Annotated in this window: 19 protein-coding genes and 1 tRNA gene; 4 read left to right on the forward strand and 16 right to left on the reverse strand. The window is 50.9% G+C overall.

From position 1 onward, the window contains the following. Window positions 1-10: 10 nt before the first annotated feature. On the reverse strand, window positions 11-997 hold the full coding sequence (locus AOC32_RS05420) for a YVTN family beta-propeller repeat protein (RefSeq protein ID WP_108508500.1): 987 nt from the start codon (window positions 995-997) through the stop codon (window positions 11-13). A 54-nt stretch (window positions 998-1,051) separates the two neighbouring features. Further along, window positions 1,052-5,002, reverse strand: a complete 3,951-nt coding sequence (gene hrpA, locus AOC32_RS05425) for an ATP-dependent RNA helicase HrpA (RefSeq protein WP_108508501.1) — start codon at window positions 5,000-5,002, stop codon at window positions 1,052-1,054. Window positions 5,003-5,087: 85 nt separating this feature from the next. On the opposite strand from hrpA, the gene argA reads away from it, so the two are divergent. Both argA and AOC32_RS05435 read left to right on the forward strand, forming a co-directional pair. Continuing rightward, complete coding sequence (gene argA / locus AOC32_RS05430) at window positions 5,088-6,437, forward strand: amino-acid N-acetyltransferase (RefSeq protein WP_108508502.1); 1,350 nt, start codon at window positions 5,088-5,090, stop codon at window positions 6,435-6,437. Window positions 6,438-6,515: 78 nt separating this feature from the next. After that, window positions 6,516-6,788: an oxidative damage protection protein gene (locus tag AOC32_RS05435; protein WP_108508503.1), complete on the forward strand. Its 273-nt coding sequence runs from the start codon at window positions 6,516-6,518 to the stop codon at window positions 6,786-6,788. Between the two features lie 6 nt (window positions 6,789-6,794). Here the strand turns inward: AOC32_RS05435 and rpiA are convergent, their stop codons facing one another. Continuing rightward, entirely contained in the window at window positions 6,795-7,520 is a 726-nt protein-coding gene (gene rpiA, locus AOC32_RS05440; RefSeq protein ID WP_108508504.1) for a ribose-5-phosphate isomerase RpiA, read from the reverse strand. A 47-nt stretch (window positions 7,521-7,567) separates the two neighbouring features. Here rpiA and tal point away from each other — a divergent pair, with 47 nt between their 5' ends. Beyond that, window positions 7,568-8,512 carry a transaldolase gene (gene tal / locus AOC32_RS05445; protein WP_108508505.1) on the forward strand — a complete coding sequence of 315 codons (945 nt, stop codon included), beginning with the start codon at window positions 7,568-7,570 and terminating at the stop codon, window positions 8,510-8,512. On the opposite strand, the gene rlmB is transcribed toward tal, so the two are convergent. Both rlmB and rnr read right to left on the reverse strand, forming a co-directional pair. Continuing rightward, window positions 8,513-9,274 carry a 23S rRNA (guanosine(2251)-2'-O)-methyltransferase RlmB gene (gene rlmB / locus AOC32_RS05450; RefSeq protein WP_108508506.1) on the reverse strand — a complete coding sequence of 254 codons (762 nt, stop codon included), beginning with the start codon at window positions 9,272-9,274 and terminating at the stop codon, window positions 8,513-8,515. Beyond that, a complete protein-coding gene (gene rnr / locus AOC32_RS05455; protein WP_108508507.1) occupies window positions 9,271-11,598 on the reverse strand; it encodes a ribonuclease R in 2,328 nt (775 codons plus the stop codon). The genes rlmB and rnr overlap by 4 nt, the downstream gene beginning before the upstream one ends. Window positions 11,599-11,672: 74 nt before the next feature. Here rnr and AOC32_RS05460 point away from each other — a divergent pair. Continuing rightward, window positions 11,673-11,759 (forward strand) — tRNA-Leu (locus AOC32_RS05460). A gap of 92 nt (window positions 11,760-11,851) precedes the next feature. On the opposite strand, the gene AOC32_RS05465 is transcribed toward AOC32_RS05460, so the two are convergent. The 11 genes from AOC32_RS05465 to AOC32_RS05515 form a co-directional block, all read right to left on the reverse strand. Then, window positions 11,852-12,220, reverse strand: a complete 369-nt coding sequence (locus AOC32_RS05465; protein WP_108508508.1) for a hypothetical protein — start codon at window positions 12,218-12,220, stop codon at window positions 11,852-11,854. A gap of 31 nt (window positions 12,221-12,251) precedes the next feature. Beyond that, window positions 12,252-12,545 carry an ADP-ribosyl-(dinitrogen reductase) hydrolase gene (locus AOC32_RS05470; protein WP_159074902.1) on the reverse strand — a complete coding sequence of 98 codons (294 nt, stop codon included), beginning with the start codon at window positions 12,543-12,545 and terminating at the stop codon, window positions 12,252-12,254. Between the two features lie 259 nt (window positions 12,546-12,804). After that, window positions 12,805-14,136 (reverse strand): adenylosuccinate synthase, encoded by a 1,332-nt coding sequence (locus AOC32_RS05475; RefSeq protein ID WP_108509356.1) that lies wholly within the window; start codon window positions 14,134-14,136, stop codon window positions 12,805-12,807. A 53-nt stretch (window positions 14,137-14,189) separates the two neighbouring features. Then, window positions 14,190-15,365 (reverse strand): ATP phosphoribosyltransferase regulatory subunit, encoded by a 1,176-nt coding sequence (locus tag AOC32_RS05480; protein WP_108508510.1) that lies wholly within the window; start codon window positions 15,363-15,365, stop codon window positions 14,190-14,192. An 11-nt stretch (window positions 15,366-15,376) separates the two neighbouring features. Further along, window positions 15,377-16,246 carry a protease modulator HflC gene (hflC, locus tag AOC32_RS05485; RefSeq protein ID WP_108508511.1) on the reverse strand — a complete coding sequence of 290 codons (870 nt, stop codon included), beginning with the start codon at window positions 16,244-16,246 and terminating at the stop codon, window positions 15,377-15,379. Window positions 16,247-16,266: 20 nt separating this feature from the next. After that, window positions 16,267-17,673, reverse strand: a complete 1,407-nt coding sequence (gene hflK, locus AOC32_RS05490; RefSeq protein ID WP_407675536.1) for an FtsH protease activity modulator HflK — start codon at window positions 17,671-17,673, stop codon at window positions 16,267-16,269. Continuing rightward, complete coding sequence (gene hflX, locus AOC32_RS05495; protein WP_108508512.1) at window positions 17,630-18,886, reverse strand: GTPase HflX; 1,257 nt, start codon at window positions 18,884-18,886, stop codon at window positions 17,630-17,632. The genes hflK and hflX overlap by 44 nt, the downstream gene beginning before the upstream one ends. Continuing rightward, entirely contained in the window at window positions 18,864-19,112 is a 249-nt protein-coding gene (hfq, locus tag AOC32_RS05500; protein WP_108508513.1) for an RNA chaperone Hfq, read from the reverse strand. The genes hflX and hfq overlap by 23 nt, the downstream gene beginning before the upstream one ends. Before the next feature lie 114 nt (window positions 19,113-19,226). Then, the gene (der, locus tag AOC32_RS05505; protein WP_108508514.1) at window positions 19,227-20,585 is read right to left on the reverse strand and encodes a ribosome biogenesis GTPase Der; all 1,359 of its coding nucleotides are present in this window, start codon (window positions 20,583-20,585) and stop codon (window positions 19,227-19,229) included. A gap of 12 nt (window positions 20,586-20,597) precedes the next feature. Beyond that, window positions 20,598-21,728 (reverse strand): outer membrane protein assembly factor BamB, encoded by a 1,131-nt coding sequence (gene bamB, locus AOC32_RS05510; RefSeq protein ID WP_108508515.1) that lies wholly within the window; start codon window positions 21,726-21,728, stop codon window positions 20,598-20,600. Further along, window positions 21,728-22,381: a YfgM family protein gene (locus tag AOC32_RS05515; RefSeq protein ID WP_108508516.1), complete on the reverse strand. Its 654-nt coding sequence runs from the start codon at window positions 22,379-22,381 to the stop codon at window positions 21,728-21,730. The genes bamB and AOC32_RS05515 overlap by 1 nt, the downstream gene beginning before the upstream one ends. Window positions 22,382-22,393 lie beyond the last annotated feature (12 nt).

Raw genomic sequence — 22,393 nt, forward strand, 5'->3', positions numbered from 1 at the left:
GCCAGACACCCTACTCCCACTTAGCGCGGGGATAGAAAAAGACACCGTGTGGAGAACGCCCCACCGGAATCACATCAATCAGTTTCATCGAGGGCACATCAATCACGCCCACTCGTTTTGAGAAACGCAAGGTGACCCACAAGGTTTTACCATCCGGGGTTAATTCCATATCGTCAGGCCCTGCCGGCAATCCCGTGACATCACCAATCTTCTCAAGGGTTTGCATATTTAATAGGCTAATTGAGTTTGCTACACGATTGGTGACAAACACATGCTTTTTGTCACCCATGGGTCGAAAGTTATGTGCTCCGTTACCTGTTTTGATGCGTTTAATCTCTTTTTGATTCCGCCAATCAATCACCTGCACATAATCCGCCCCAGTAATCCCCACCAATAAGTACTGATCATTTGGTGTCATCCACAAGCCTGCAGGAACCGGTCCCGTTTGCATCCGCCAGACAATTACTTGCTTGTCCAGATCAATCGCTACTACCTCGGCCGAATCTTGCAGGGTCACAAATGCCAATTTGCTATCGGCAGTAAAGGCAATATGACTGGGGGTCTTCGCAGCAGGAATTGATTTGGCTAGCTTGAAATCCGCACTATTCGCAGCATAGACATCAACACGGTCTAAACGATTAGCAGCCGCCACAAACCATTTATTGTTCGGTGAGTAACCAATTTGATAAGGATCAATAATTTTGGGGATCCGCCCTGTAATCTCACCGCTTAGCGGGTTCAATAAGGCAATATCGTCACCCACCGCATTGGCGACGAGAAGGGTTTTCTCATCCGGGGTCATCATCAAATGATGCGGCTCCTTGCCAACGTAAAAGGTTTTGGTGACCTTGCGGGTTTGCATATCGATGAGGCTCACGGTTGCTTCGCCGGAGTTCAGCACGATCGCGAGCTTGGGTTCAGTGGGGGCGGCAAACGCAGCTGAAATCCCCAGCAATGAGGCTAATAAAGTAAATATGAGTCGTTGAATAATTTGCATAGCGTGATTGTAAGGCCGAGCCTTGCAGGCATAGGCCTAATAACTCTAGGCCTATTAACGCAAACTAGCCAAGACCTTTTCGAGTCGTTTGACCGACATTGGCATGGGGGTCTTGAGCTCTTGGGCAAATAAGGCAACCCGTAACTCTTCGAGTTGCCACCGGAACTCACGCAAGCGCGCATCGTGCTCATCATTCATGCCAACGGTACTTTTACTCTCTTGCATCATCCTCTGCCAAGGTCGTGCGACCGATTCCCAATCGCGTTGGTTTTGGGCATCACGGCTGGCATTACTGCGCAGCTTTTCAATTCTTAGCCCAATGGCCTTAAGGTAGCGCGGTATATGAACCAAATGCTCATAAGGGGTTTGCTTCACAAACTGCGCATGAATCAATCCCTGCAATTGCGAGCGCATATCTTCATAGGCACTACTGGATAGGGCTTTGGCAGCAATTAATTTCTTATGCAACTCGGCATACTCTTGCAGGCTGGTTAACACGTGTTTCGCGATCTCACCAGCAATCAACATGAGGCGGGGCTTACCCTGTTTTAGTGATTCTTCAAACTCTACTTGATTGGTTGGTTGCTGGTGTTGCAGCATGGCCCGCTCTATAGCCATCATGCCAATCTGCTCAACGAGCTCCTCAATCGATCCTATTTGGATAAAGAGTAAGCCGATTTCACGCGCATGCGGCAATTGTTTATGCAAAGCCTTGGTATGCTCTTTTAAGACCAAGCTGTATAAGCGACGCAAGCCTTGCCGATGAATTCGTTTCGCCTCCGCTGGGTCATCAAATACCTCCAGCTCTACCGCTGTCTTACGATCCACTAATGCCGGATAGCCCTGGATGGTTTGGTTCCCACGAGTCATGGTGACGGTCAGCGCTAGCTCACCAAAATCCCAAGCCTGATAACTGCCCTTCTGAATCGGAAGCCCTTGTGCTTGATTCGTTTGTACCGTTCTTATATTGGCATCAGCAAGGCTCTGGAAAGCGTCACGTGCTATCGCGCCATACTCACTGCGTAAGCGATTTAAATTACGCTCTAACTCCAGTTGCCGGCCATGTTCATCGATCAAACGAAAGTTCATGAAGCAATGGGCTGGTAAAGTCTCGGGTCGAAAGTCGGTGCGCTTGATCTCTATCGGGTTCTGATTGCGAACAAAACGCATGAGTCGATCGATTAAATCGCCCTTCCCAAAACTGTTGTTGTCTAAGTGTTCTTGAACAAATTGTTTAGCACTCTCTGGTAACGGGATGCAATGACGGCGGATCTTTTGTGGCAAGGACTTCAGAAGTAGCTGGACTTTCTCAACACAGAGGCCTGGTACGAGCCATTCTGCTTGAATCCCATCGACTTGATTTAAAACGGTGATGGGTACGATTAAGGTGATGCCATCTTTAGGACTACCAGGTTCAAAGTGATAACTGGTTTGCAAGCTCACGCCATTCATAACAATTGTTTTGGGGTAGCGGTCGGCACTGATTCCCGCAGCTTCATGGCGCATCAGATCTGATTTCTGGAGACGCAGACTCTGGTCCTTTTGTTCCAGCTTGGCACGATCTTCCTCAAGCCAGGCTTGAAGACCGCTACGACTATAGACGTTTTCAGGAATTCGTTCGCGATAGAACGCACACAGCAACTCATCGTCCACCAATACATCAGGACGGCGTGAGCGATGCTCGAGCGCCTCGACTTCCCGAATTAGCTGACGGTTGTGCCAAAAGAAGGCAAATAATTTACCGTAACGACGTTTTGCTTCCGCTTGGGTCTCACGCTCCAAAGCTGGGGTGTCGACCTTACCAAACATCTCCCCTTCGACCAAGGCTTTCTGAATAAACAAGGCATGCGCCTCGCTTTCATCGTGCGGCGCATAGGCCACTCGTCGACCATGGTAGACAGGCAAGCCATACAGTGTGGCGCGCTCAAAGGCTAAGACCTCGCCGCGTTCCTTATCCCAAAAGGGATCACTCAATGATTTCACTAGACGATGTTTTGCAACTCGCTCAATCCATTGAGGCTCGATCTTGGCCAAGGTTCTTGCGTATAAGCGAGTGGTCTCTTGGATCTCACCCGCCACAAACCATGCGCCTACTTTTTTACCCAGGCTCGATCCGGGCCAAATGAATAAACGAATACCCCGAGCCCCGAGATAATCGCCGGCTTTATTGCCCCGTTGATCGCTTGCATCTTCATCGCGCTTGCCAATGTAGCCCAGCAGACCAGTAAGAAGCGCTGTATGGATTTGTTCGTAGGTTGCTGGGGTTTGATTCTCTTTCCAACCTTTCTCCGCGAGCAAGACATGCAATTGCCCATGCACATCGCGCCACTCCCGAAGTCGCCTAGGTGAGAGAAAGAAGCTGCGGCATTGGTTCTCTAACTGGCGATTGCTTTGCTTGTGTTTAAGAGCCTCCTGATACCAGTTCCATAGTTTCACGAACGACAGAAACTCAGAACGCTCATCGGCAAATTGCAAGTGGGCTTGATCAGCGGCACTAGCGAACTCCATGGGTCGCTCGCGCGGGTCTTGGCAGGCCATGGCCGAGGCAATAATGGTGAGCTCTTTGAGCGCCTGCTGCTCACGCGCAGCCAGCAAGATGCGTCCAATGCGAGGATCTAAGGGGAGCTCGGCTAGGGCCTTGCCAATCGCACTGAGTTGAACACGGTGTTGACCCTGCACGTCTGGCTCGGTGGCACTCTCAATCGCACCTAATTCTTCTAAGAGCTGCATGCCATCGACAATCGCGCGACCCAAGGGTTTATCAATGAATGGAAACTGCGCAATATTGGGTAGGCGCAACGCGGCCATCCGCAAGATCACAGCAGCAAGTGAGCTACGTAAGATTTCAGGATCGGTGTATGCAGGTCGTGCTTGGTAATCCTCTTCGCTGTAGAGGCGAATGCAGATACCGTCGGCTACACGGCCACAACGACCCGCGCGTTGATTAGCAGCTGCCTGAGAAATCGGTTCCACTTGAAGCTGTTCAACCTTATTGCGATAGGAGTAACGCTTGACGCGCGCCAATCCTGAGTCAATCACATACCGAATGTTCGGTACGGTCAACGAGGTCTCAGCCACATTGGTGGCCAACACAATCCGGCGGCCATTGCCAGTTTGGAACACTCGCTCTTGCTCGCTCACCGCTTGCCGTGCAAATAGACTCAGAATCTCTGGATGAAAGCGCTGTTGTAAAAATGGATCCTTTCTAAGCGCCTCGGCACACTCCCGAATCTCCCGCTCACCAGGCAGGAATACTAGGACATCGCCAGCCCCTGCAGCACCCTCACGCCACACATCGCCAATCGCTTTGCAAACGGCCTCGGGGATCTCAAGGGCCTCTTTTTGGCCATCAACTTGCAATGGCGCATAACGTTGTTCCACTGGAAAGAGTCGACCACTCACCTCAATCACCGGAGCGGCTTGGCCTTGAGTTGCAAAATGATTGGCAAATCGTTGCGCATCGATCGTTGCTGAGGTGATGATAAGCTTAAGATCGGGTCGCTTAGCAATCAGTTGCTTTAGGTATCCCAATAAGAAATCAATATTAAGGCTGCGCTCATGGGCCTCATCAATGATGATGGTGTCGTACTTTTTAAGGAGGGGATCAGCCTGGGTCTCGGCCAATAAAATCCCGTCGGTCATTAATTTGATCGACGCTTGGCTACTAGTGTGGTCGGCAAAGCGCACTTGATAGCCCACGTCTTCGCCTAAGGGTGTACCCAGCTCTTGGGCAATACGTTTGGCGGTACTTGTGGCGGCAATACGACGTGGCTGCGTATGACCGATTAGTCCACCCTGATGGATTTTGCCTCGACCCAGGGCCAGGCATATTTTGGGGAGCTGGGTAGTTTTGCCTGAACCCGTTTCTCCGCACACAATGATCACAGGGCTTGCCAGTAAGGCTTTGGCGATTACCTCGCGCTGCGAAGAGACCGGCAAACTCTCTGGGAAGGTGATGGGTTCACCCCGCAGTGAATGCCAAACGATCGCGCTCGACTCGCTCATGGTCTAACCCAGAGCGTGGTTTTAAGGAATTGGCATCCATGATTTATTTGGTAACTAAGCGCTTGCACCCTATAATTTTCGCATTATGTCCGCGCTTCCATCCTCCTCCCATTCTGCTCACTTTCCCTTCGTTGGCTGGCTACGCGAGGTAGCGCCCTATATCCACGCCTTTCGTGAGAAAACCTTTGTCATTGCATTTGCTGGTGAACTAGCTCAAGACTTCGATCAACTCGAGAACTTGATTGAGGACATTGCCATGTTGCATGCCATGGGCATGCGCATCGTCCTGGTTCATGGCATTCGTCCCCAAATCGATGAGCAGCTGTCTTTGCGCAAGATCAAGAGCAAGTTTGGTAAGGGCCATATGAGCAGTTATCGGATTACCGATGCCCCCGCCCTCGAGTGTGTCAAAGAGGCGGCTGGTGAACTGCGTCTGGATATTGAAGCGGCCTTTAGTCGTGGCTTGCCCAATACCCCCATGGCGGGATCCCGCATCTCGGTGATCTCGGGCAACTTTATTACGGCCATGCCGATTGGTGTGGTTGATGGTATCGACTACCTCCTCACTGGGCTTGTTCGTAAGGTTGACTCCGAATCGATTCGGATGTCCCTCAATAGCGGTAAGTTGGTATTGCTCTCGCCACTTGGGTTCTCACCAACTGGTCAGGCGTTTAACTTATCGTTTGAAGATGTGGCTGCTGCCACTGCTGCGGCTCTCAAAGCCGATAAGCTCATGTTCTTAACCCCATTCCCAGGATTACAAGATGAGGAAGGTCATCTGGTTACTGAGCTCTCGATTGCCCAACTGCAGCACTATCTCCAGCTCTACCCTGACCTGCCGAGCAATATGCGCAACTTCTTGAACACGGCCATGCGCGCGGTGCGCTCTGGTGTGAGCCGTGCGCATTTCTTGCCCTGCGATCGGGACGGTGTTTTGCTCGAAGAGTTGTTCACGCACGATGGCGTGGGCATGATGCTAGCCGCCTCCGATATCGAGAACCTCCGTGAAGCAACGCAAGACGATGTGGGTGGTATTTTGCAACTCACGCTGCCACTCGAAGCAGAGGGGATTTTGGCTGCGCGCGGTCAAGACGTGATCGAGCGCGATATCGCTAGGTTCTCGGTCATCGAGCACGATAAGGTCTTGTTTGGTTGCGCCGCCCTCTTTCCGTTTCCCAATGGCGTGGGTGAGCTTGCTTGCCTGGTGGTCGATCCGAACTCTCAAGGTTCGGGTGATGGTGAGCGGCTACTAAAGCGCATTGAAGCGCGTGCTAAGCAAGAAGGCATTAAAAAATTATTTGTTTTAACAACCCGTACAGAGCACTGGTTCCTCAAGCGCGGTTTTGTGCGCGCCACCGTTGACGATCTCCCAGAAGAGCGCAAGCAGATCTACAACTGGGATCGCAAATCCATGGTGCTCACCAAGAAGATTTAATTCCCCGCATTTAGAGGTGCAATACCGACTCAGGTATGAGTGCCTATAATCAAAGGAATTAGTTCAATCGAGGTTGATATGGCACGAATGGTTCAATGCATTAAGCTTAATAAAGAAGCCGAGGGCTTAGATTTTGCTCCCCTACCTGGCGATCTAGGTAAAAAGATCTGGAATCAGGTGTCTAAAGAGGCTTGGGCTGACTGGTTGAAGCACCAGACCATGCTCATTAATGAGAACCGCCTCAATATGGCCGATCCCCGAGCCCGCCAATACCTTCTCAAGCAGGTCGAAAAATATTTCTTTGAAGGCGGTGCGGATATGGCAAGTGGCTATGTGCCGCCTTCGCAGTAATTGCGTTTAGCTAAAACGTAGAGTTTCCACGGTTTCCCTTTTACCCAAAAGCAATGCGTCTGCTCTGCGTTTGGCAAAGAGTCCGACGCTAATCACGCCTGGGATTTGATTGATTGCTTCCTCAAGAGCGATTGGATCTTCAATAGATAAGCTATGGATATCTAAGATCCAAGCCTTGTTATCGGTAAGGTACGGCTGCCCCTCGGCTTTGCCGGATTTGATCAGCCTTAATTGAGCTCGCCCACCCAGTGGGGCAAGCGCCTTACTAACCGCCGTTTGTGCCAAGGGAATAATCTCGACTGGAAGAGGAAAGTGACCTAGCTGCTGCACCAGTTTGCTCTCATCGCAAATGCAGATAAAGTCTTGGGCCATGCTCGCAATGATCTTCTCGCGGGTTAAAGCACCACCACCACCTTTGATCATATGACCCTCTAGATTAATTTCATCGGCGCCATCCACATAGATTGGCATGGGGTAGGATTGCTTTGCAATGTCATCGGGTAATTGATTGGCGTCCACCACATGAAAGCCCAGTTTAATCAAGCGCTCCGTGCTTGCCAGTGAACTTGAGATGACTCCCGCAAAATGATCGCAGTGTGGCGCAAGTAGATCAATAAACCAATTGGCGGTTGAGCCCGTCCCAATCCCCAAATACTGCCCCTTGGGCATCGCATCAATGACATAGTCTTTGGCGGCCTGGGCAACGCGTTTCTTGAGATCGTCTTGGTTCATGAAAGCAATGATACAGAAGGATATTCGCTATCATATGCCATTACCTTATGGACACATTAGCCCAACTCAAACGCTATACCACCGTGGTTGCTGATACTGGCGACTTTGAGCGGATGCGCGCCTTTGCTCCGCAAGATGCAACCACCAATCCATCGCTCATTCTCAAGGCGGTCTTACTGCCGGAGTATCAAGCCTTGGTTGCATCGGTGCAGCGTGATCATCCCAAGGCCTCCCCTACCCAATTAATTGATCGGATCTTAGTGGCATTTGGGGTGGAGATCCTGCGCATTGTTCCGGGTCGGGTCTCAACCGAAGTTGATGCACGTCTATCCTTCGATACCGCTGCCACCATTGCGAAGGCCAAAGAGATCATGGCGCTCTACGCGGCAATGGGCATCCCCCGCGAGCGGGTTTTAATCAAACTCGCTAGTACCTGGGAGAGCATTGTGGCAGCTCGTGAGCTCGAGCAAGAAGGCATTCATTGCAATATGACTCTGCTTTTTTCTGTGGTGCAAGCGGTGGCATGCGCTGATGCTGGGGCAAGATTGATTTCCCCATTTGTGGGGCGCATTAGTGATTGGTATAAGAAGTCCTTAGGCGATCAATGGTCTCTCGAGCAATACGGGGGCGCCAATGATCCTGGGGTGCAATCGGTGCGTAGCATCTATACCTATTACAAGCACTTTGAGATTGAAACCGAGATCATGGGAGCGAGTTTTCGTAATACCAGCCAGATCTTGGAGCTTGCAGGTTGCGATCTCCTCACCATTAGCCCTGAACTCTTGGCTGAGCTGCAAGCCAGTAATGATTTGGTGATTCCTAAATTACTAGTTCGGGATGCTAAATCAGCCAGTGTGGAGCGCTTGAACTTGGATCAGGCAAGCTTTGGGAAGCTCTTGGCAGAGAACGCCATGGCTTCTGAGAAACTCCAAGAAGGCATTCGCGCCTTTTGTGCTGATATTGAGAAACTCGAGGCCTTGCTAATTCGTTGATCACTTCTTCGGTGATTTGACCTGCAATCGCTGCCGGCGCGCCTCATAGAGCGTCACACCCGTGGCTACCGAGACGTTCAAGCTCTCGACTGCCCCTTGCATCGGAATATGCACCAATTGATCGCAGGTCTCGCGGGTTAAGCGCCGCATACCCTCACCTTCCGCCCCCATGACGATCGCAGTCGGTCCTTTGAGGTCAATGTCGTAGATCGATTCATCGGCCTCATCATCGGTACCAATGATCCAAATCCCCAGCTCTTGCATCTCACGCATAGTTCTAGCAAGATTGGTCACCGTAATGATTGGGATCACCTCGGCAGCGCCACTAGCAACCTTACTCACGGTGGCATTGATGCTAGCTGAGCGATCCTTAGGAACGATCACACCATGCACCCCTGCACCATCGGCTGCTCGTAAGCAGGCACCTAAGTTATGGGGATCGGTAATACCATCGAGCACTAAGAGTAAGGGTGGATCATTTTTAGCATCCAAGCTATCTAATAGTTCTGGCAAGGTTCTCGCTACAGAGATGCCCTCTGCCATCGCCACGATCCCCTGATGACGATCGTGACCAGCAAGGTTATGTAAGCGCTCGGCATTGGCAGTGTACAAACGCTTGCCTAAAATGGGTTCTGCTTGCTTAATGAAGTCCGCCATGCGACGATCGCGTCTAGCAGGGTCGTAGTACACCGACTGAATACTTTGCGGATCAACCCGCAAACGCGTCTGCACCGCATGAAATCCCAACAATAACTGCTTCATTTGCGTTTGCCTTTATGACTCTTGCGACCGGTACCCTGACCCATCGATGGCTGCCGCGCAGTCTTACCAGTTTTTGTCTTTGATTTCTTACTGGCGGTAGTAGTTTCCCGCTTAGGTGCTTTCTCCGCAGGACGGGTTTTCTTGTGAGCCGCTTTTTTACTGGGACGACCCGAGTCATTGGCCAAGACTGCTGATTTAAATCGTGCACCATCGCGCTCATTACTGCCATTGGCTTTCACAAGACTGAACTCAATCTTGCGGGCATCGAGATCCACCCGACTCACCAAGACGTGCAAGCGATCGCCAATCCGATACCGAATCCCTGTGCGCTCACCCCGTAACTCTTGGCGGGCCTCATCGTATTGGTAATAATCGCCGCCTAACTCAGTAACGTGGACCATGCCTTCCACAAATAAACTCTCAAGCTGCACAAAGAGGCCAAAGTTAGCCACTCCGGTAATCGTGCCCGCATACTCTTGACCCAAATGGTCGCGCATGTAATAACACTTAAGCCATGCCTCCACGTCGCGTGAGGCCTCATCGGCACGGCGCTCGTTCGCAGAGCAATGCACCCCAAACTGAGCCCAGACGGCCAGTGCCGCACCTTCCTTGGATCCTTTGGTGTTGCCTGCACGTTTAGACCTTCCCTTCGCATCCTGCTGTGACTGCTTCACGGCAGCGGCATTGGCCCGACCTTGCCCCTTACGAGGCATGGTGAGGTTCATGGGTACATCCTCTGGCAAATGCGGATGGTAGGCTTTTTTACTCAAGATCGCTTTGATCGAGCGATGCACTAAGAGGTCTGGATAGCGACGGATGGGGCTTGTGAAGTGAGCATACGCGGGGTATGACAGACCAAAGTGGCCCTCGTTCTCTGGTTGGTAAATCGCTTGTTGCATCGACCGCAGAATCAACATCTGCAAGGTGCTGGCATCGGGCCGGCCCTTAATCTCTTTCATGAGCTTTGCGAAGTCTTTGGGATGGGGCTTCTCGTTTCCGGTCAGGTGTAAGCCTGTGGTTCGCAATACCTGCTTGAGGGTCTGCACTTTCTCGACCGAGGGTTCGCCGTGTACTCGAAAGAGACTCGAATGCTCATACTTTTGCAGAAAATTAGCGGCGCAGACGTTCGCGGTCAGCATGCATTCCTCAATCAAGCGATGGGCGTCATTGCGTAATCTGGGCTCAATGCGCAAGATCTTACCGAGCTCATTGCTAATGATCTGGGTCTCAACGGTCTCAAAATCAATCGCCCCACGCTTCTCACGAGCAGCAAATAATATTTTGTAGAGATGGTAGAGGTGATTCAACTGCTCATTAAACTGCGCAAAGCGTACTGCCTCAGGTCCACGAGTATTACTTAAGATCTCCCAGACGGTATCGTAGGTGAATCGTTGTGCTGAGTGCATCACGCCTTGGTAAAACTGATACGCCAGAATCTCCCCTTTTTGATCCACCACCGCATCACAAACCATGCACAAACGGTCGACTTCGGGATTGAGGGAGCAAAGGCCATTGGAGATTTTCTCCGGCAGCATCGGAATCACTCTGCGAGGGAAATACACTGAGGTAGCCCGCAGTAAGGCGTCCTTATCGAGTGGATGACCGGGCTTCACATAATGCGCTACATCAGCAATCGCCACAATTAAACGCCAGGCTTTGGTCTGACCATACTGCACTGGCTCGCAATAGACAGCGTCATCAAAGTCTCTGGCATCGGCGCCATCGATCGTAATGAGTGGGATATCACGCAAATCAACCCGACCTTTGAGGTCTTCTTGCGTTACTTCATTCGGTAATGCTTCAGCTTCTTTTAAGGCGGCGGGTGAGAAGGTATGGGGCACGCCATACTTACGAACTGCAATCTCGATCTCCATACCAGGGTCATCGATCTCACCTAAGACCTCTACGACTCGACCAACGGCCTGGCGATAACTATCGGGGTAATCAATGATCTCAACACTCACCACCTGGCCCAGTTTGGCCATGCCTTGCCCACGCGGTGGAATGAGGATGTCGTGACCAATGCGCTTATCTTCAGGCGCCACAATCAGAACACCGTTCTCATTGAGTAGACGGCCAATCACCAAGCGATTGGCGTGCACCAGCACTTCTACAATTTGACCTTCGGGACGACCGCGGCGGTCGGTACCTAATACTCGGATCGAAACCCGGTCACCATGCATGACCCGGGCCATCTCTCGCTCGGCTAGGAAAATGTCCTCACCCCCATCATCGGGCACCACAAAGCCAAAGCCATCGCGGTGACCCTGTACCGTGCCCATGCGATCGCTATCGCGGGTGATGGGTTGATCCGATTTACGCATGCACGGCTTTCGCAATTAAGGTCATTAGAGTGATTTGACCACAATGTGATGACCGCAACCTATAATGGAGGAATGCCCAAATGGCGAAATTGGTAGACGCACCAGCTTCAGGTGCTGGCGATCGAAAGGTTGTGGAGGTTCGAGTCCTCTTTTGGGCACCAAAATCACTCGCTAGACTGTTCGTGTAGAGATACACAATCTGTAAGGCAGCAATCGGCGCCATACATCTTCTGTTAAAAGTAAAACCTTTTATTTATGCAGCCTTTGCAACTCGCTCCTTTTTAAGGGAACGTTGCCCCTCTTTTTGTTTGGGCTTTACAGGGTGATGTTTTTCCAATGCCTCAAGGGCGACCATCTTCAATTCACCATCAACAAAGCGTTTTAATGCTTCACGCATCAGTGGTTGATAGCCCATTTGGTATTTTTTGCCCAATAGCTTGAATGTATCAATCAATTCCTTATCCAGTCGAATTGAAATCATTTGCAAACCAAGGGCTTCATCAATTTGGTCGCCAATTTCTTTTGAGGCTGCTGTTGCATACTTTTTATCCCTGCCTAACTTCCCACTTTCCCAGGGATCTTGCGCCATCTTGCTATTTTCTGTCCTATCCTTTGTGGTCATCACTTTCCTCTTTAATCGTAATTATTTACATTTAGTAACTTTTAGATATTGTATTGTATATACTAATTTCTTCATCATTCGGTGGAAATGCACTTTTAAGATGCACCATCCCATCAATAAAAATACAAACAACCTTTATTAGCATTCCCCTGTCATTTTCAGCAATAAACCACTCACTTAGGGGCTCGGTCTTATGTTCTGGCCTAGTTTCAATTAAGTAAGATCGTTCCCGATTTCTAAAGCATTGTTCAACATCGATTCGTCTTAAGCCATGTTTTTTAATCAATTTTTCTTCTGTATCGGGGCTAATGATTAGATTTTTCATGTTTACCAAAGTTTTGTATATACAAATGGTAAACCAATACAGAAAATTGAGCAATACAAGTGTGTTTGAAATGATCAACTGTGCGATCAAAGATCTGCGTACCCTGACTTAGGGACCGCAGATAGATCTTTAAGAATCAGAAACAAGCTTGAGGTCGAAGCGTAAATTAGTTGTGTCGATCCACAACCTTTTAAAGATTGTCTCTGGCCTCAATACCAGTCTGGAAAAACTATATTTAATGAGGCTAGGTTATTGAGGGCTATGCCTCAAATGGGTGCTGCAAGAGGATGGTCTCATCCCGCTCTGGTCCAGTCGAGACCATCGCAATCGGTTTGCCGCAGATCTCTTGTACGCGTTTGAGGTAGTCTTGAGCGGTCTTGGGTAATTTGTTCCAGTCTGTAATGCCCACCGTACTCTCAGTCCAGCCCTTAAAGTCCTCATAGATGGGCTCGCAACGCGCTACCGCTTCAGCACCGCGTGGCAATACATCCAAGGTCTTGCCATCCAGTTTGTAGCCCACACAGAGACGAATGGTCTCAATACCATCAAGCACGTCTAATTTGGTTATGCATAAGCCAGAGAGTCCATTAATTTGGATGGAACGTTTCAGTGCAGCCGCATCGAGCCAACCCGTGCGTCGTGGCCGTCCGGTCACTGATCCAAACTCTTTACCAACCTCAGCCAGACGAATGCCCACGGGATCTTGCTTATTAGGATTCTCATGATCATAGAGCTCGCTGGGGAATGGCCCTGCACCCACTCGAGTGCAATAGGCTTTGGTAATGCCCAAGATGTAATGCAATGAACCAGGTCCCACGCCAGAGCCAGCAGCCGCATTACCAGCAACGCAATTGCTGGATGTCACAAAGGGATAGGTGCCATGATCGATATCAAGCAAGGTACCTTGGGCACCCTCAAAGAGAAGGTTCTGGCCCGCTTGCTCAGCCGCATAGAGTGCACTTGAGACATCAACTACCATCGGCTTAATCCGGTCGGCATACGACATGGCTTCATCGAGCACACGATTAAAGTCCAGGGCATCCACTTTGTAATACTGGGTCAGTGCGAAGTTGTGATAGTCCAGGTTCTCGCGTAACTTGGCTGCAAATTGTTCGGGATAAAAGAAGTCTTGTACCCGCAGTGCACGCCTAGCTACTTTATCTTCATACGCAGGACCAATTCCACGACCGGTCGTACCAATCTTATCGCTGCCACGTTTTTTCTCACGAGCATGATCAATCGCTACATGGTACGGAAGAATGAGTGTAGCTGCTTCGGAGATTTTTAAGCGTCCTTGCACATCTAGGCCTGCGCTTTCAAGCTCACCAATCTCTTTAAATAGAGCCTCCGGTGAGAGCACGACACCATTGCCGATATAGCAAATGACTTGAGGATGCATGATCCCTGAGGGAATCAGGCGCAAGATGGTTTTCTTGCCACCAATAATGAGTGTGTGTCCGGCGTTATGTCCACCCTGAAAGCGTACGACGGCTTGTGCGTGATCGGTGAGCCAATCAACCACCTTGCCCTTCCCTTCATCGCCCCACTGCGTGCCAATCACGACAACATTACGACCCCGAGACTTGCTCATATCCATTCCACTTCATTTTTTATTGATTTAGCCTAATTGTAGTGATCAAGCCACTAGGCACGTGATTTTAGTTCCCAGCCAGAACCCTGCTTAATAAGCTCGCGTTGGCACTCAAACTCCTCAGAATGTGCGTCATCCCCTTTGTAAACCTGGATCACCACCTCACCCTCGGCGCGTAACTCAGCAATGCGACGGTTTAAAGCAGGGTCGTCCGACCATGGCGCCAGAATAGCCTGGCGCTTGATGGAAATCGTCGATAGGTCGGCTAGCGTAAGCAGGTCAAGTGAGAACCCCGTGGCAGGACGTGAGCGACCGAAGGCTTGGCCCACATGGTCATAGCGACCACCGCGCGCAATCGGCTGAGGTAGACCATCAACATAGGCCGCAAACATCACACCGCTGTGGTACTGGTAGCCACGCAAATCTGCGAGATCGAGTGAGAGCTCGAGTTGGTCAGATAAGCGACTGATCGCCTCAATCAAACGCTCAAGGTCTTTGAGAGACTGCTCAATGATGGGCTGATTGGGCAATGCCAAGGGACCAGAACGGGCGTTGGCCAAGACCTCGGCACATGTTCCATTGAGTTGCAATAATGCCAATAAAGGCTTGCTAATGGAGGGCGCAAACTGGCTCACCCATTGAGCGAGACTGGGCCGGTCTTTGGTTTGCAATAAGGTGTAAAGGGTCTCGGTATCGGCATGACTTAATACCAAATCGCCCAAGATTCCTTTGAGTACACCAGCATGCGAGAGATCCAAATAGATCTTGCCAATGCCAGCTTGACTGAGTGTTTTCAGAAGAAGTTGGATTGCCTCGAGATCGGCTTCCCATCCCGCATGCCCATAAATCTCGGCACCCAGTTGCAACTCCTCACGTGAGGTCGAGCCTGGTGGTGTGCGAACGCGTGCGACCGACCCTGCGTAGCACAGACGGGTTACACCCTCACGATTAAGAAGGTGTGCATCAATGCGTGCTACTTGAGGTGTGATATCAGCACGCAAGCCTAGGGTACGACCAGAGAGTTGATCAACGAGCTTGAAGGTCTGCAAATTAAGATCAGACCCCGTACCAGTCAAGAGTGAATCCAAGAACTCCAGTAATGGAGGACTAACTAGTTCATAGCCATAGGACTGATACAGATCGAGCGAGCGACGCCGCAAAGCCTCGATCTTGCGAGCCCGGGCTGGCAATACGTCAGCAATATCCTCGGGCAATAACCAACGGTTCATGGTGAACTCGATTAGTTCTTCTTCTGCATGAACCGGAAGAAGTCGTTACTCGGCTCGATCACCATCACGTCTTTCTTATCCTTGAACGAATTGCGATAAGCTTCAAGGCTACGATAGAACTGAGCAAACTGTGGATCACGGTTAAACGCATCTGCGTATAAAGCGGTGGCACGCGCATCGCCCGCTCCCTTAATCCGCTGAGCATCACGATAGGCCTCTGCCAAGATCACATCACGTTGACGTTCCGCACTCGCCCGAATCTTGTCAGACTCCGCCGCACCTGTGGATCGCAACTCATTTGCAACGCGCTTACGCTCGGCTTCCATTCGGCGATAGACCGAATCACTGATCTCGGCAAGGAGGTCAATCCGCTTGAGGCGCACGTCCACGATCTCAACACCAATGGCTTTGGCATCGTCCTCGACTTTCTTCTGGATGCCTTGCATTACCTGATCACGCTGCTCAGAAATAATCTCGCGGATGGTTCGTTTAGTGAACTCCTCGTTTAACGCCGAACGAATCAGTTGGTTCATGCGATCTGTTGCTAGGCGCTCATCGCCACGGAAGCTCACGAAGAACTTGAGGGGATCAATAATGCGCCACTTCACATACGAATCCACCAAGAGGTTTTTCTTCTCAGCGGTGATGAAGCGTTCCGCATCGGGGTTATCAATCGTCATGATGCGACGATCAAAGAAGATGACATTTTGGAATGGTGCAGGCAACTTGAACTGCAGGCCAGGCTCTTCAATCACTCGTACGATCTGACCGAAGGCAAAGACCACTGCGAACTTACGTTGATCCACCACAAAGATACAAGAGCTAATCAAATAGAAAGCAACGATTAGACCCAGAATAAGACCAAGGAGACGATTAGGCATGATAACTTTTTCCTCGATTCTTAACGTTCACGACTACGCAATCCATCCCGCTTCTCGGGCGCACGCTCCGCAGGAGATGGTGCCGCATTAGGGGCAGGACTTGACATGGCATTTGGTGAAACGACGCCAGGCAGTGTGGCGCCCTGTACTTGGGCGGCCTGCTGTGCTTCTGTGGTTACTTGATTAATGATCTTGTCGAGCGGCAGATATAGCAAGCTATTGCTTTTCGTAGTATCCACCAAAACCTTCGAGACATTGTTATAGATTTCCTTCATGGTGTCGATGTACATCCGATCGCGGGTCACCTGTGGCGCCTTCGCGTACTCGCCATAGATTTGTTTAAAGCGTAAGGCATCACCTTCAGCCATCGCCGAGACTCTGGCTCGATAACCCTCAGCCTCCTGAATTAGACGAGCTGCGGTACCTTTGGCGCGCGGCAGGATGTCATTGGCGTACGCCTCACCCTCGCTCTTAAGGCGCTCGCGGTCTTGTCCTGCCTTCACTGCGTCATCAAATGCAGCCTGAACTTGCTCAGGCGGTTGCACGTTTTGCACGGTCACGCTGGTGACAAAGATACCCGTTTTATAACTATCCAAGATGTTCTGAATTGCCATCGCAAGATCGATTGCAATCTTCTCACGGCCCTCGTATAACACCGTATCCATCTTGCTACGTCCCACAATCTCGCGCACCGCGGTCTCTGCCGCTTGAATCACAGCCATGTCTGGATCGCGATTATTAAAGAGGTACTCCATCGGATCTTTTAAGCGGTACTGAACTGCAAAACGTACATCAATGATGTTCTCGTCTTCGGTCAACATCGAGGAATCTTTTTGATTGGTGCCCTTAATCATGACCGAACGACCGATCTCAACTGAACGGACGGCTGACAAGTTCACGGTCTCGGTTGATTGAATCGGCCAAGGCATCCGCCAGTTAATACCGGGGCGCGCCGTGTAGTCGTACTTACCAAAGGTGAGAACGACCCCCGCTTGACCTTCCTGAATCATAAAGAATCCACTAAAGAGCCACACCAGGGTCACAATCACCAAGGCGCCCAAACTAGCCGTCTTGGGATTAAATCCTTCGACATTAAATTGGGGTGGCTTACGACCACCGCCACTTGGTGGCTGACCACCACCCGATGGCCGCTTCTTGCCACCAAAGAGATTATTTAACTTGTCATTGAAATCACGCCAGAGATCATCCAAATCCGGTGGACCACTATTGGGTCGACGATTGCCTTGGGGTTGCTGGGCTGGATCATTGGGCTGAGCTTGATCACCACCCTCTTTAGGATCTTTATCCCCTTTGGGTGTCTGGTAGTTATTTCCCCAGCCAGGATCGTTGACTGAGAAAAACCCTCTAAAGTAGTCACCTACTTTATGGAGTGTTTGGCGAATAGTTTCGGGTCGAATGGAAATCAAAATCAGCGGTTTCTGGTCTATCGGTTAATGGTTGGAGCAGATCGCCATGCGCCTTGCGATGTTGGACGTCAGCGTGCTCAACCTTTAGTTTATCAGTCCTGTGCGCAAACTCGCATAGACACTCGCGCAGGAGGTCTAAACCCATGCCGGCTTGAGCGGATATAAAGACCCTATAGGGCACTCCATCGATATCACGCTCAATCTGGGCGCCCTTCGTAAAGGTCTGAGGCATCAAATCAATTTTGTTCATGACCTCTAAGCGCGGGATGCCGTCTGCCCCAATTTCTTTGAGGACTGCCTCGACTTGGGCCTGCTGTTCCTTGGCAACCGGGCTACAGGCGTCGATCACATGCAAGATCAAATCGGCATGCACCGTTTCGTCAAGCGTGGCCCGAAAGGCTTCCACCAGTTGATGGGGTAGCTCACGAATAAATCCCACAGTATCAGAAAGGACAATTTGTCGCCCCTCTTCTAAATGAACCCGTCGGGAAGTGGTATCCAAGGTGGCAAAGAGTTGATCAGCGGCATAGGTGCCAGCTTTGGTGAGCGCATTAAATAAAGTGGACTTACCGGCATTGGTATACCCCACCAATGACACCGAGAACACCTCATTGCGAGCGCGCGCCCGCCGTTGAGTGCGCTGCTGACGTTGCAACTTTGCAAGCTCTGCTTCTAAACGTTTTGCTTTCGTGGCGAGCATACGGCGATCCAACTCCATCTGGGTCTCACCCGGTCCACCACGCAGACCGATACCACCCTTTTGACGCTCTAAGTGACTCCAAGCGCGCACCAGCCTTGACATGCGATAGCGCACATTAGCCAACTCCACCTGGGTCTTACCCAAATGACTCTTTGCACGTTGGGCAAAGATATCCAGAATCAACCCAGTGCGATCGATCACGTGCTTACCCAGATGCCGCTCAAGATTACGTTGTTGGGTTGGTGAAATCGCGTGATTGACGATCGCGAGTTCAGCATCGTGTTCCTTCATGGCCCGAAGCAACTCATTGGCTTTACCAGAGCGAATGAATAAGGATGGATCGACGCTGCCGCGGCGACCAATCACCGACGCGCTTGGAATGGATCCTGCGCTCTCAGCCAAGAGTGCAAGCTCGGCCATGCTTTCTGGGAAATCGTCTTTGCCAGTATCAATCCCAACCAATACCGCGCGGACCTCCTCGACTCCGGTGTTATGCAGCTGGAGCGTCCTCATCGTCTGCCCTAAAGCTCACAGCTCGGGCGGGTACCACGGTCGATATCGCATGCTTGTAGACCATTTGGGTCACGGTATTACGCAACAGAATCACGTATTGATCGAATGACTCGACATTGCCTTGCAACTTAATGCCATTGACCAAGTAGATGGATACTGGAATATGCTCTTTGCGCAAGGCATTGAGAAAGGGGTCCTGCAGCAACTGGACTTGTTTGGTATTCATACTGCTCCTTAATCGTTTTTTAAGTTAGGGAGTCTTGCTTTTGTATACAACACTGATGTTTTCTATAAGGATATTAACCTTAAATAATGGATTTCTCTATTTGTGTGACAAATCCTACTTACGGCGTGGTTTTTCATCCTTGACATAAGGGTTTGCCGCAGTCCGGAACTCAATCCGCAAAGGGGTGCCGCGCAACTCAAAGATCTCCCGAAAGCGCCCCTCGAGATAGCGTTTATAGCTATCGGTGATGCCGTGCAAGGCGCTCCCATGAATAATCACAATCGGCGGGTTCATGCCGCCCTGATGGGCATAGCGCAGTTTGGGTCGACCTTTGGCCACCCGTTTGGGCTGCTGATGAGCCACTGCATCGATCATGGCGCGGGTCAGTTTAGGCGTCGAGAGCTTCGCCATTGCAGCTTGGTAGGCCTTATCCACATCCTTAAATAGCTCTTTAATCCCAAATCCTTTTTTAGCCGAGATGGGGTGCACATTAGCAAAGTCTAGAAAGCGAAGTTTTTGGGCAATCTCAACCCGAGCACGTTCTTTCACGTAGGCATCAATCCCATCCCATTTGTTAACAGCGACTACTAATGCTCGCCCTGCTTCCACAATGTAGCCAGCAATGTGTGCGTCTTGCTCCGAGATATCCTGTTGGGCATCGAGCATCAAGATCACCACATTGGCATCGTTAATTGCTTGCAGAGTTTTGACCACCGAGAACTTTTCGATCGCTTCAAACACCTTGCCACGCCGGCGCAGTCCTGCGGTATCAATCAAGACATAGGGTTTGCCATTGCGTTCAAACTCGACTTCAATGGCATCGCGCGTGGTGCCCGGGAGATCAAAGGCAATGACTCGATCTTCGCCAAGCAAAGTATTAATGAAGGTGGACTTCCCGACATTGGGTCGGCCGACCACGGCAATCTTCATGGGTCGCGTGCCGTCGGCAACGGCAGCATCATCAGGCTCGGGTTCGGGGATCTGCAGCGGATCAAGAGCCTCTTCAATTAAAGCCCGCACGCCATCGCCATGCGCAGAGGAAATGGGTTCAGGTTGACCTAAACCCAGTTCATGAAAATCCGCTGTGACCACGCTGGCAGACATGCCCTCGGTCTTATTCACTGCCAAGATCACTGGGCGTCCGGTCTTGCGTAAGAAATCGGCAATGACGCGATCCTGCGGTGCAAGTCCCAATCGACCATCAACTAAAAAGATCACCAGATCCGATTCAGCAACTGCTTGCTTGGTTTGCTTGGCCATCTGGGCCATGATGCCGGTCTTGGCAACCGGCTCAAAGCCGCCCGTATCAATGCAAATGAACTCACGATCCCCTACTCGACCGTTGCCATAGTGGCGATCACGGGTGAGTCCTGGAAAATCTGCCACTAAGGCATCACGGGATTTAGTGAGTCGATTAAATAAAGTGGATTTACCGACATTGGGTCGGCCCACGATGGCAATAACGGGTTTCATGAGTGATTGGTCTTAACGCGGACGATACGCCGCAATCTTGCCACCTTGAGAAGCAATGATGATCACGCCACCGGCTGCAATGGGTGCTGCTGTGACCGGTGAGCTGTCGTGACGAATGCGCGAGACCATCTGACCGCTATTTTGATTGAGGAGATGCACATAACCTTGTTTATCACCCATCATGACCACACGCCCAATCGCTAGTGGCTCACCAACGTCGCGCCACGTTAACTGGGTGTTCTCCCAAACCTGTACGCCATCGCTTGCGCGGTAGGCATACACATGGGATTTTTCATTGGCAGCAAACACAAACTCCGTACTTTGGGTAGTGCCGGTATAGCTTGAGAAATCCTTCGACCACACTAAATTACCGCTGCGCAGCTCTGCACACCCAATCTTGCCTTGATAGGAGACCACGCAAAGACGCCCTTCTTCTATGCTGGGTCGACTGGTGACATCGTTTAAGCGCTCGATCTCCGAGAAGCCCTTCGGGAAGGAAACGGCAGATTCCCAGATGAGACCACCGTTGGAGAGCGCAAGCGCTCCAAAGCGACCACCCCCAAATCCAGTGACCACCGCATCATTGCCTACTAGGAGCATGCCGTAGCCAACGCGCAGCGATAAGGGAGTCTGCTGGCGCTGATAGATCCAACGTCGTTTCCCGGTCGCTGCGTCCAGACCAATAAAGCGATGGTCCAAAGTACGGATTACCACCACACCGGCGGCGACGATTGGGTCAGAAAGCACCTCGCTTCCAATCAGATGCTTCCAAATATTCTTACCCGACTCATCGTAGCCATAAGCAGTACCTTCCGTGCTCACCACAACCGTGGTCTTGCCATCCGACCCTGGGCCAATCGAGAGCTTCTCGGGAACACTCACCTCCCACACCACACGTCCATTCTGAATATTTAACTTACTAAGAGTGCCACGGGCGGATGCGGCAAACACATGATCGTCAGCAACCACAGGGCGGAAGTTAGCGGGGATAGAACTACCAACACTCGTTGACCAGACCTCAGCAAGCTCCACTTGATTACTGACATTGACGAGCTCAGCGGGTTTACGAACTTTGGATGAGCCAGAACAGGCAATCAATGCAAGTGAAAGAGATGCGATGGCGCCCCAGCGCAACAGTTGCACTACATACCCCCTACGGCATCAATCTTCACTTTCAATAAACCACGTGCGTCCTCAGGAAAGGCTCTATCGCTTTGCATGATCTTCATTGCCTTGAGATACTCAGTGCGCGCCTCCGGAATCTTCTTTTGTACCAAATACCAATCACCGCGGCGCTCGATCCATAAGGGCTCAAATCCTTTGACCGATTTCTCTTTGAGGAGTTGATCGGCCTCTTTCAGGCTGGCTTCCGTCCCTTGATCAATTAGGAGTCCTAAGAGTCGCAATTGCGCGAGTGCTCGAAACGAATCATCGCTGGCTTTATTGGCGGTCCACTTCAAATATGCTTGGGCTTTTGCAGGGTCATTACTATCCATTGCAATCTTGGCAGCTACCAGATTGCCCATGGCAGCATACGTGGTGCTGCCGTATTTCTTTTGCAGATCATCGGCGGCGAGATAGGTTTTGTCCTTCTCGTTCTTGGTTACTGCATTAATCAGGGTCTCGTATAACTTACCCGCATCGGCTGCTTGGCTGCGCTGATACCAGCCCCAAAGATTGAAAGCAGCATAGGCGAGCAATGCCACGGTAACGACACCGATGATGTAATTACCATAGCGGGCCCAAAACGATTTAAGGTTCGCTAGGTTCTCTTGTTCTTCGAGGTCAAGTGCCATTCCAATACTGCT

Source organism: Polynucleobacter acidiphobus, from assembly GCF_003065385.1.
In the GTDB taxonomy this organism is placed as follows: Bacteria; Pseudomonadota; Gammaproteobacteria; order Burkholderiales; family Burkholderiaceae; genus Polynucleobacter; species Polynucleobacter acidiphobus.

Bases quoted from the DNA above. Each gene is read 5' to 3' on its own strand.
- AOC32_RS05420 (WP_108508500.1), bottom strand. From the start codon at position 997: ATGCAAATTATTCAACGACTCATATTTACTTTATTAGCCTCATTGCTG.
- hrpA (WP_108508501.1), bottom strand. From the start codon at position 5,002: ATGAGCGAGTCGAGCGCGATCGTTTGGCATTCACTGCGGGGTGAACCC.
- argA (WP_108508502.1), top strand. From the start codon at position 5,088: ATGTCCGCGCTTCCATCCTCCTCCCATTCTGCTCACTTTCCCTTCGTT.
- AOC32_RS05435 (WP_108508503.1), top strand. From the start codon at position 6,516: ATGGCACGAATGGTTCAATGCATTAAGCTTAATAAAGAAGCCGAGGGC.
- rpiA (WP_108508504.1), bottom strand. From the start codon at position 7,520: ATGAACCAAGACGATCTCAAGAAACGCGTTGCCCAGGCCGCCAAAGAC.
- tal (WP_108508505.1), top strand. From the start codon at position 7,568: ATGGACACATTAGCCCAACTCAAACGCTATACCACCGTGGTTGCTGAT.
- rlmB (WP_108508506.1), bottom strand. From the start codon at position 9,274: ATGAAGCAGTTATTGTTGGGATTTCATGCGGTGCAGACGCGTTTGCGG.
- rnr (WP_108508507.1), bottom strand. From the start codon at position 11,598: ATGCGTAAATCGGATCAACCCATCACCCGCGATAGCGATCGCATGGGC.
- AOC32_RS05465 (WP_108508508.1), bottom strand. From the start codon at position 12,220: ATGACCACAAAGGATAGGACAGAAAATAGCAAGATGGCGCAAGATCCC.
- AOC32_RS05470 (WP_159074902.1), bottom strand. From the start codon at position 12,545: ATGAAAAATCTAATCATTAGCCCCGATACAGAAGAAAAATTGATTAAA.
- AOC32_RS05475 (WP_108509356.1), bottom strand. From the start codon at position 14,136: ATGAGCAAGTCTCGGGGTCGTAATGTTGTCGTGATTGGCACGCAGTGG.
- AOC32_RS05480 (WP_108508510.1), bottom strand. From the start codon at position 15,365: ATGAACCGTTGGTTATTGCCCGAGGATATTGCTGACGTATTGCCAGCC.
- hflC (WP_108508511.1), bottom strand. From the start codon at position 16,246: ATGCCTAATCGTCTCCTTGGTCTTATTCTGGGTCTAATCGTTGCTTTC.
- hflX (WP_108508512.1), bottom strand. From the start codon at position 18,886: ATGAGGACGCTCCAGCTGCATAACACCGGAGTCGAGGAGGTCCGCGCG.
- hfq (WP_108508513.1), bottom strand. From the start codon at position 19,112: ATGAATACCAAACAAGTCCAGTTGCTGCAGGACCCCTTTCTCAATGCC.
- der (WP_108508514.1), bottom strand. From the start codon at position 20,585: ATGAAACCCGTTATTGCCATCGTGGGCCGACCCAATGTCGGTAAATCC.
- AOC32_RS05515 (WP_108508516.1), bottom strand. From the start codon at position 22,381: ATGGCACTTGACCTCGAAGAACAAGAGAACCTAGCGAACCTTAAATCG.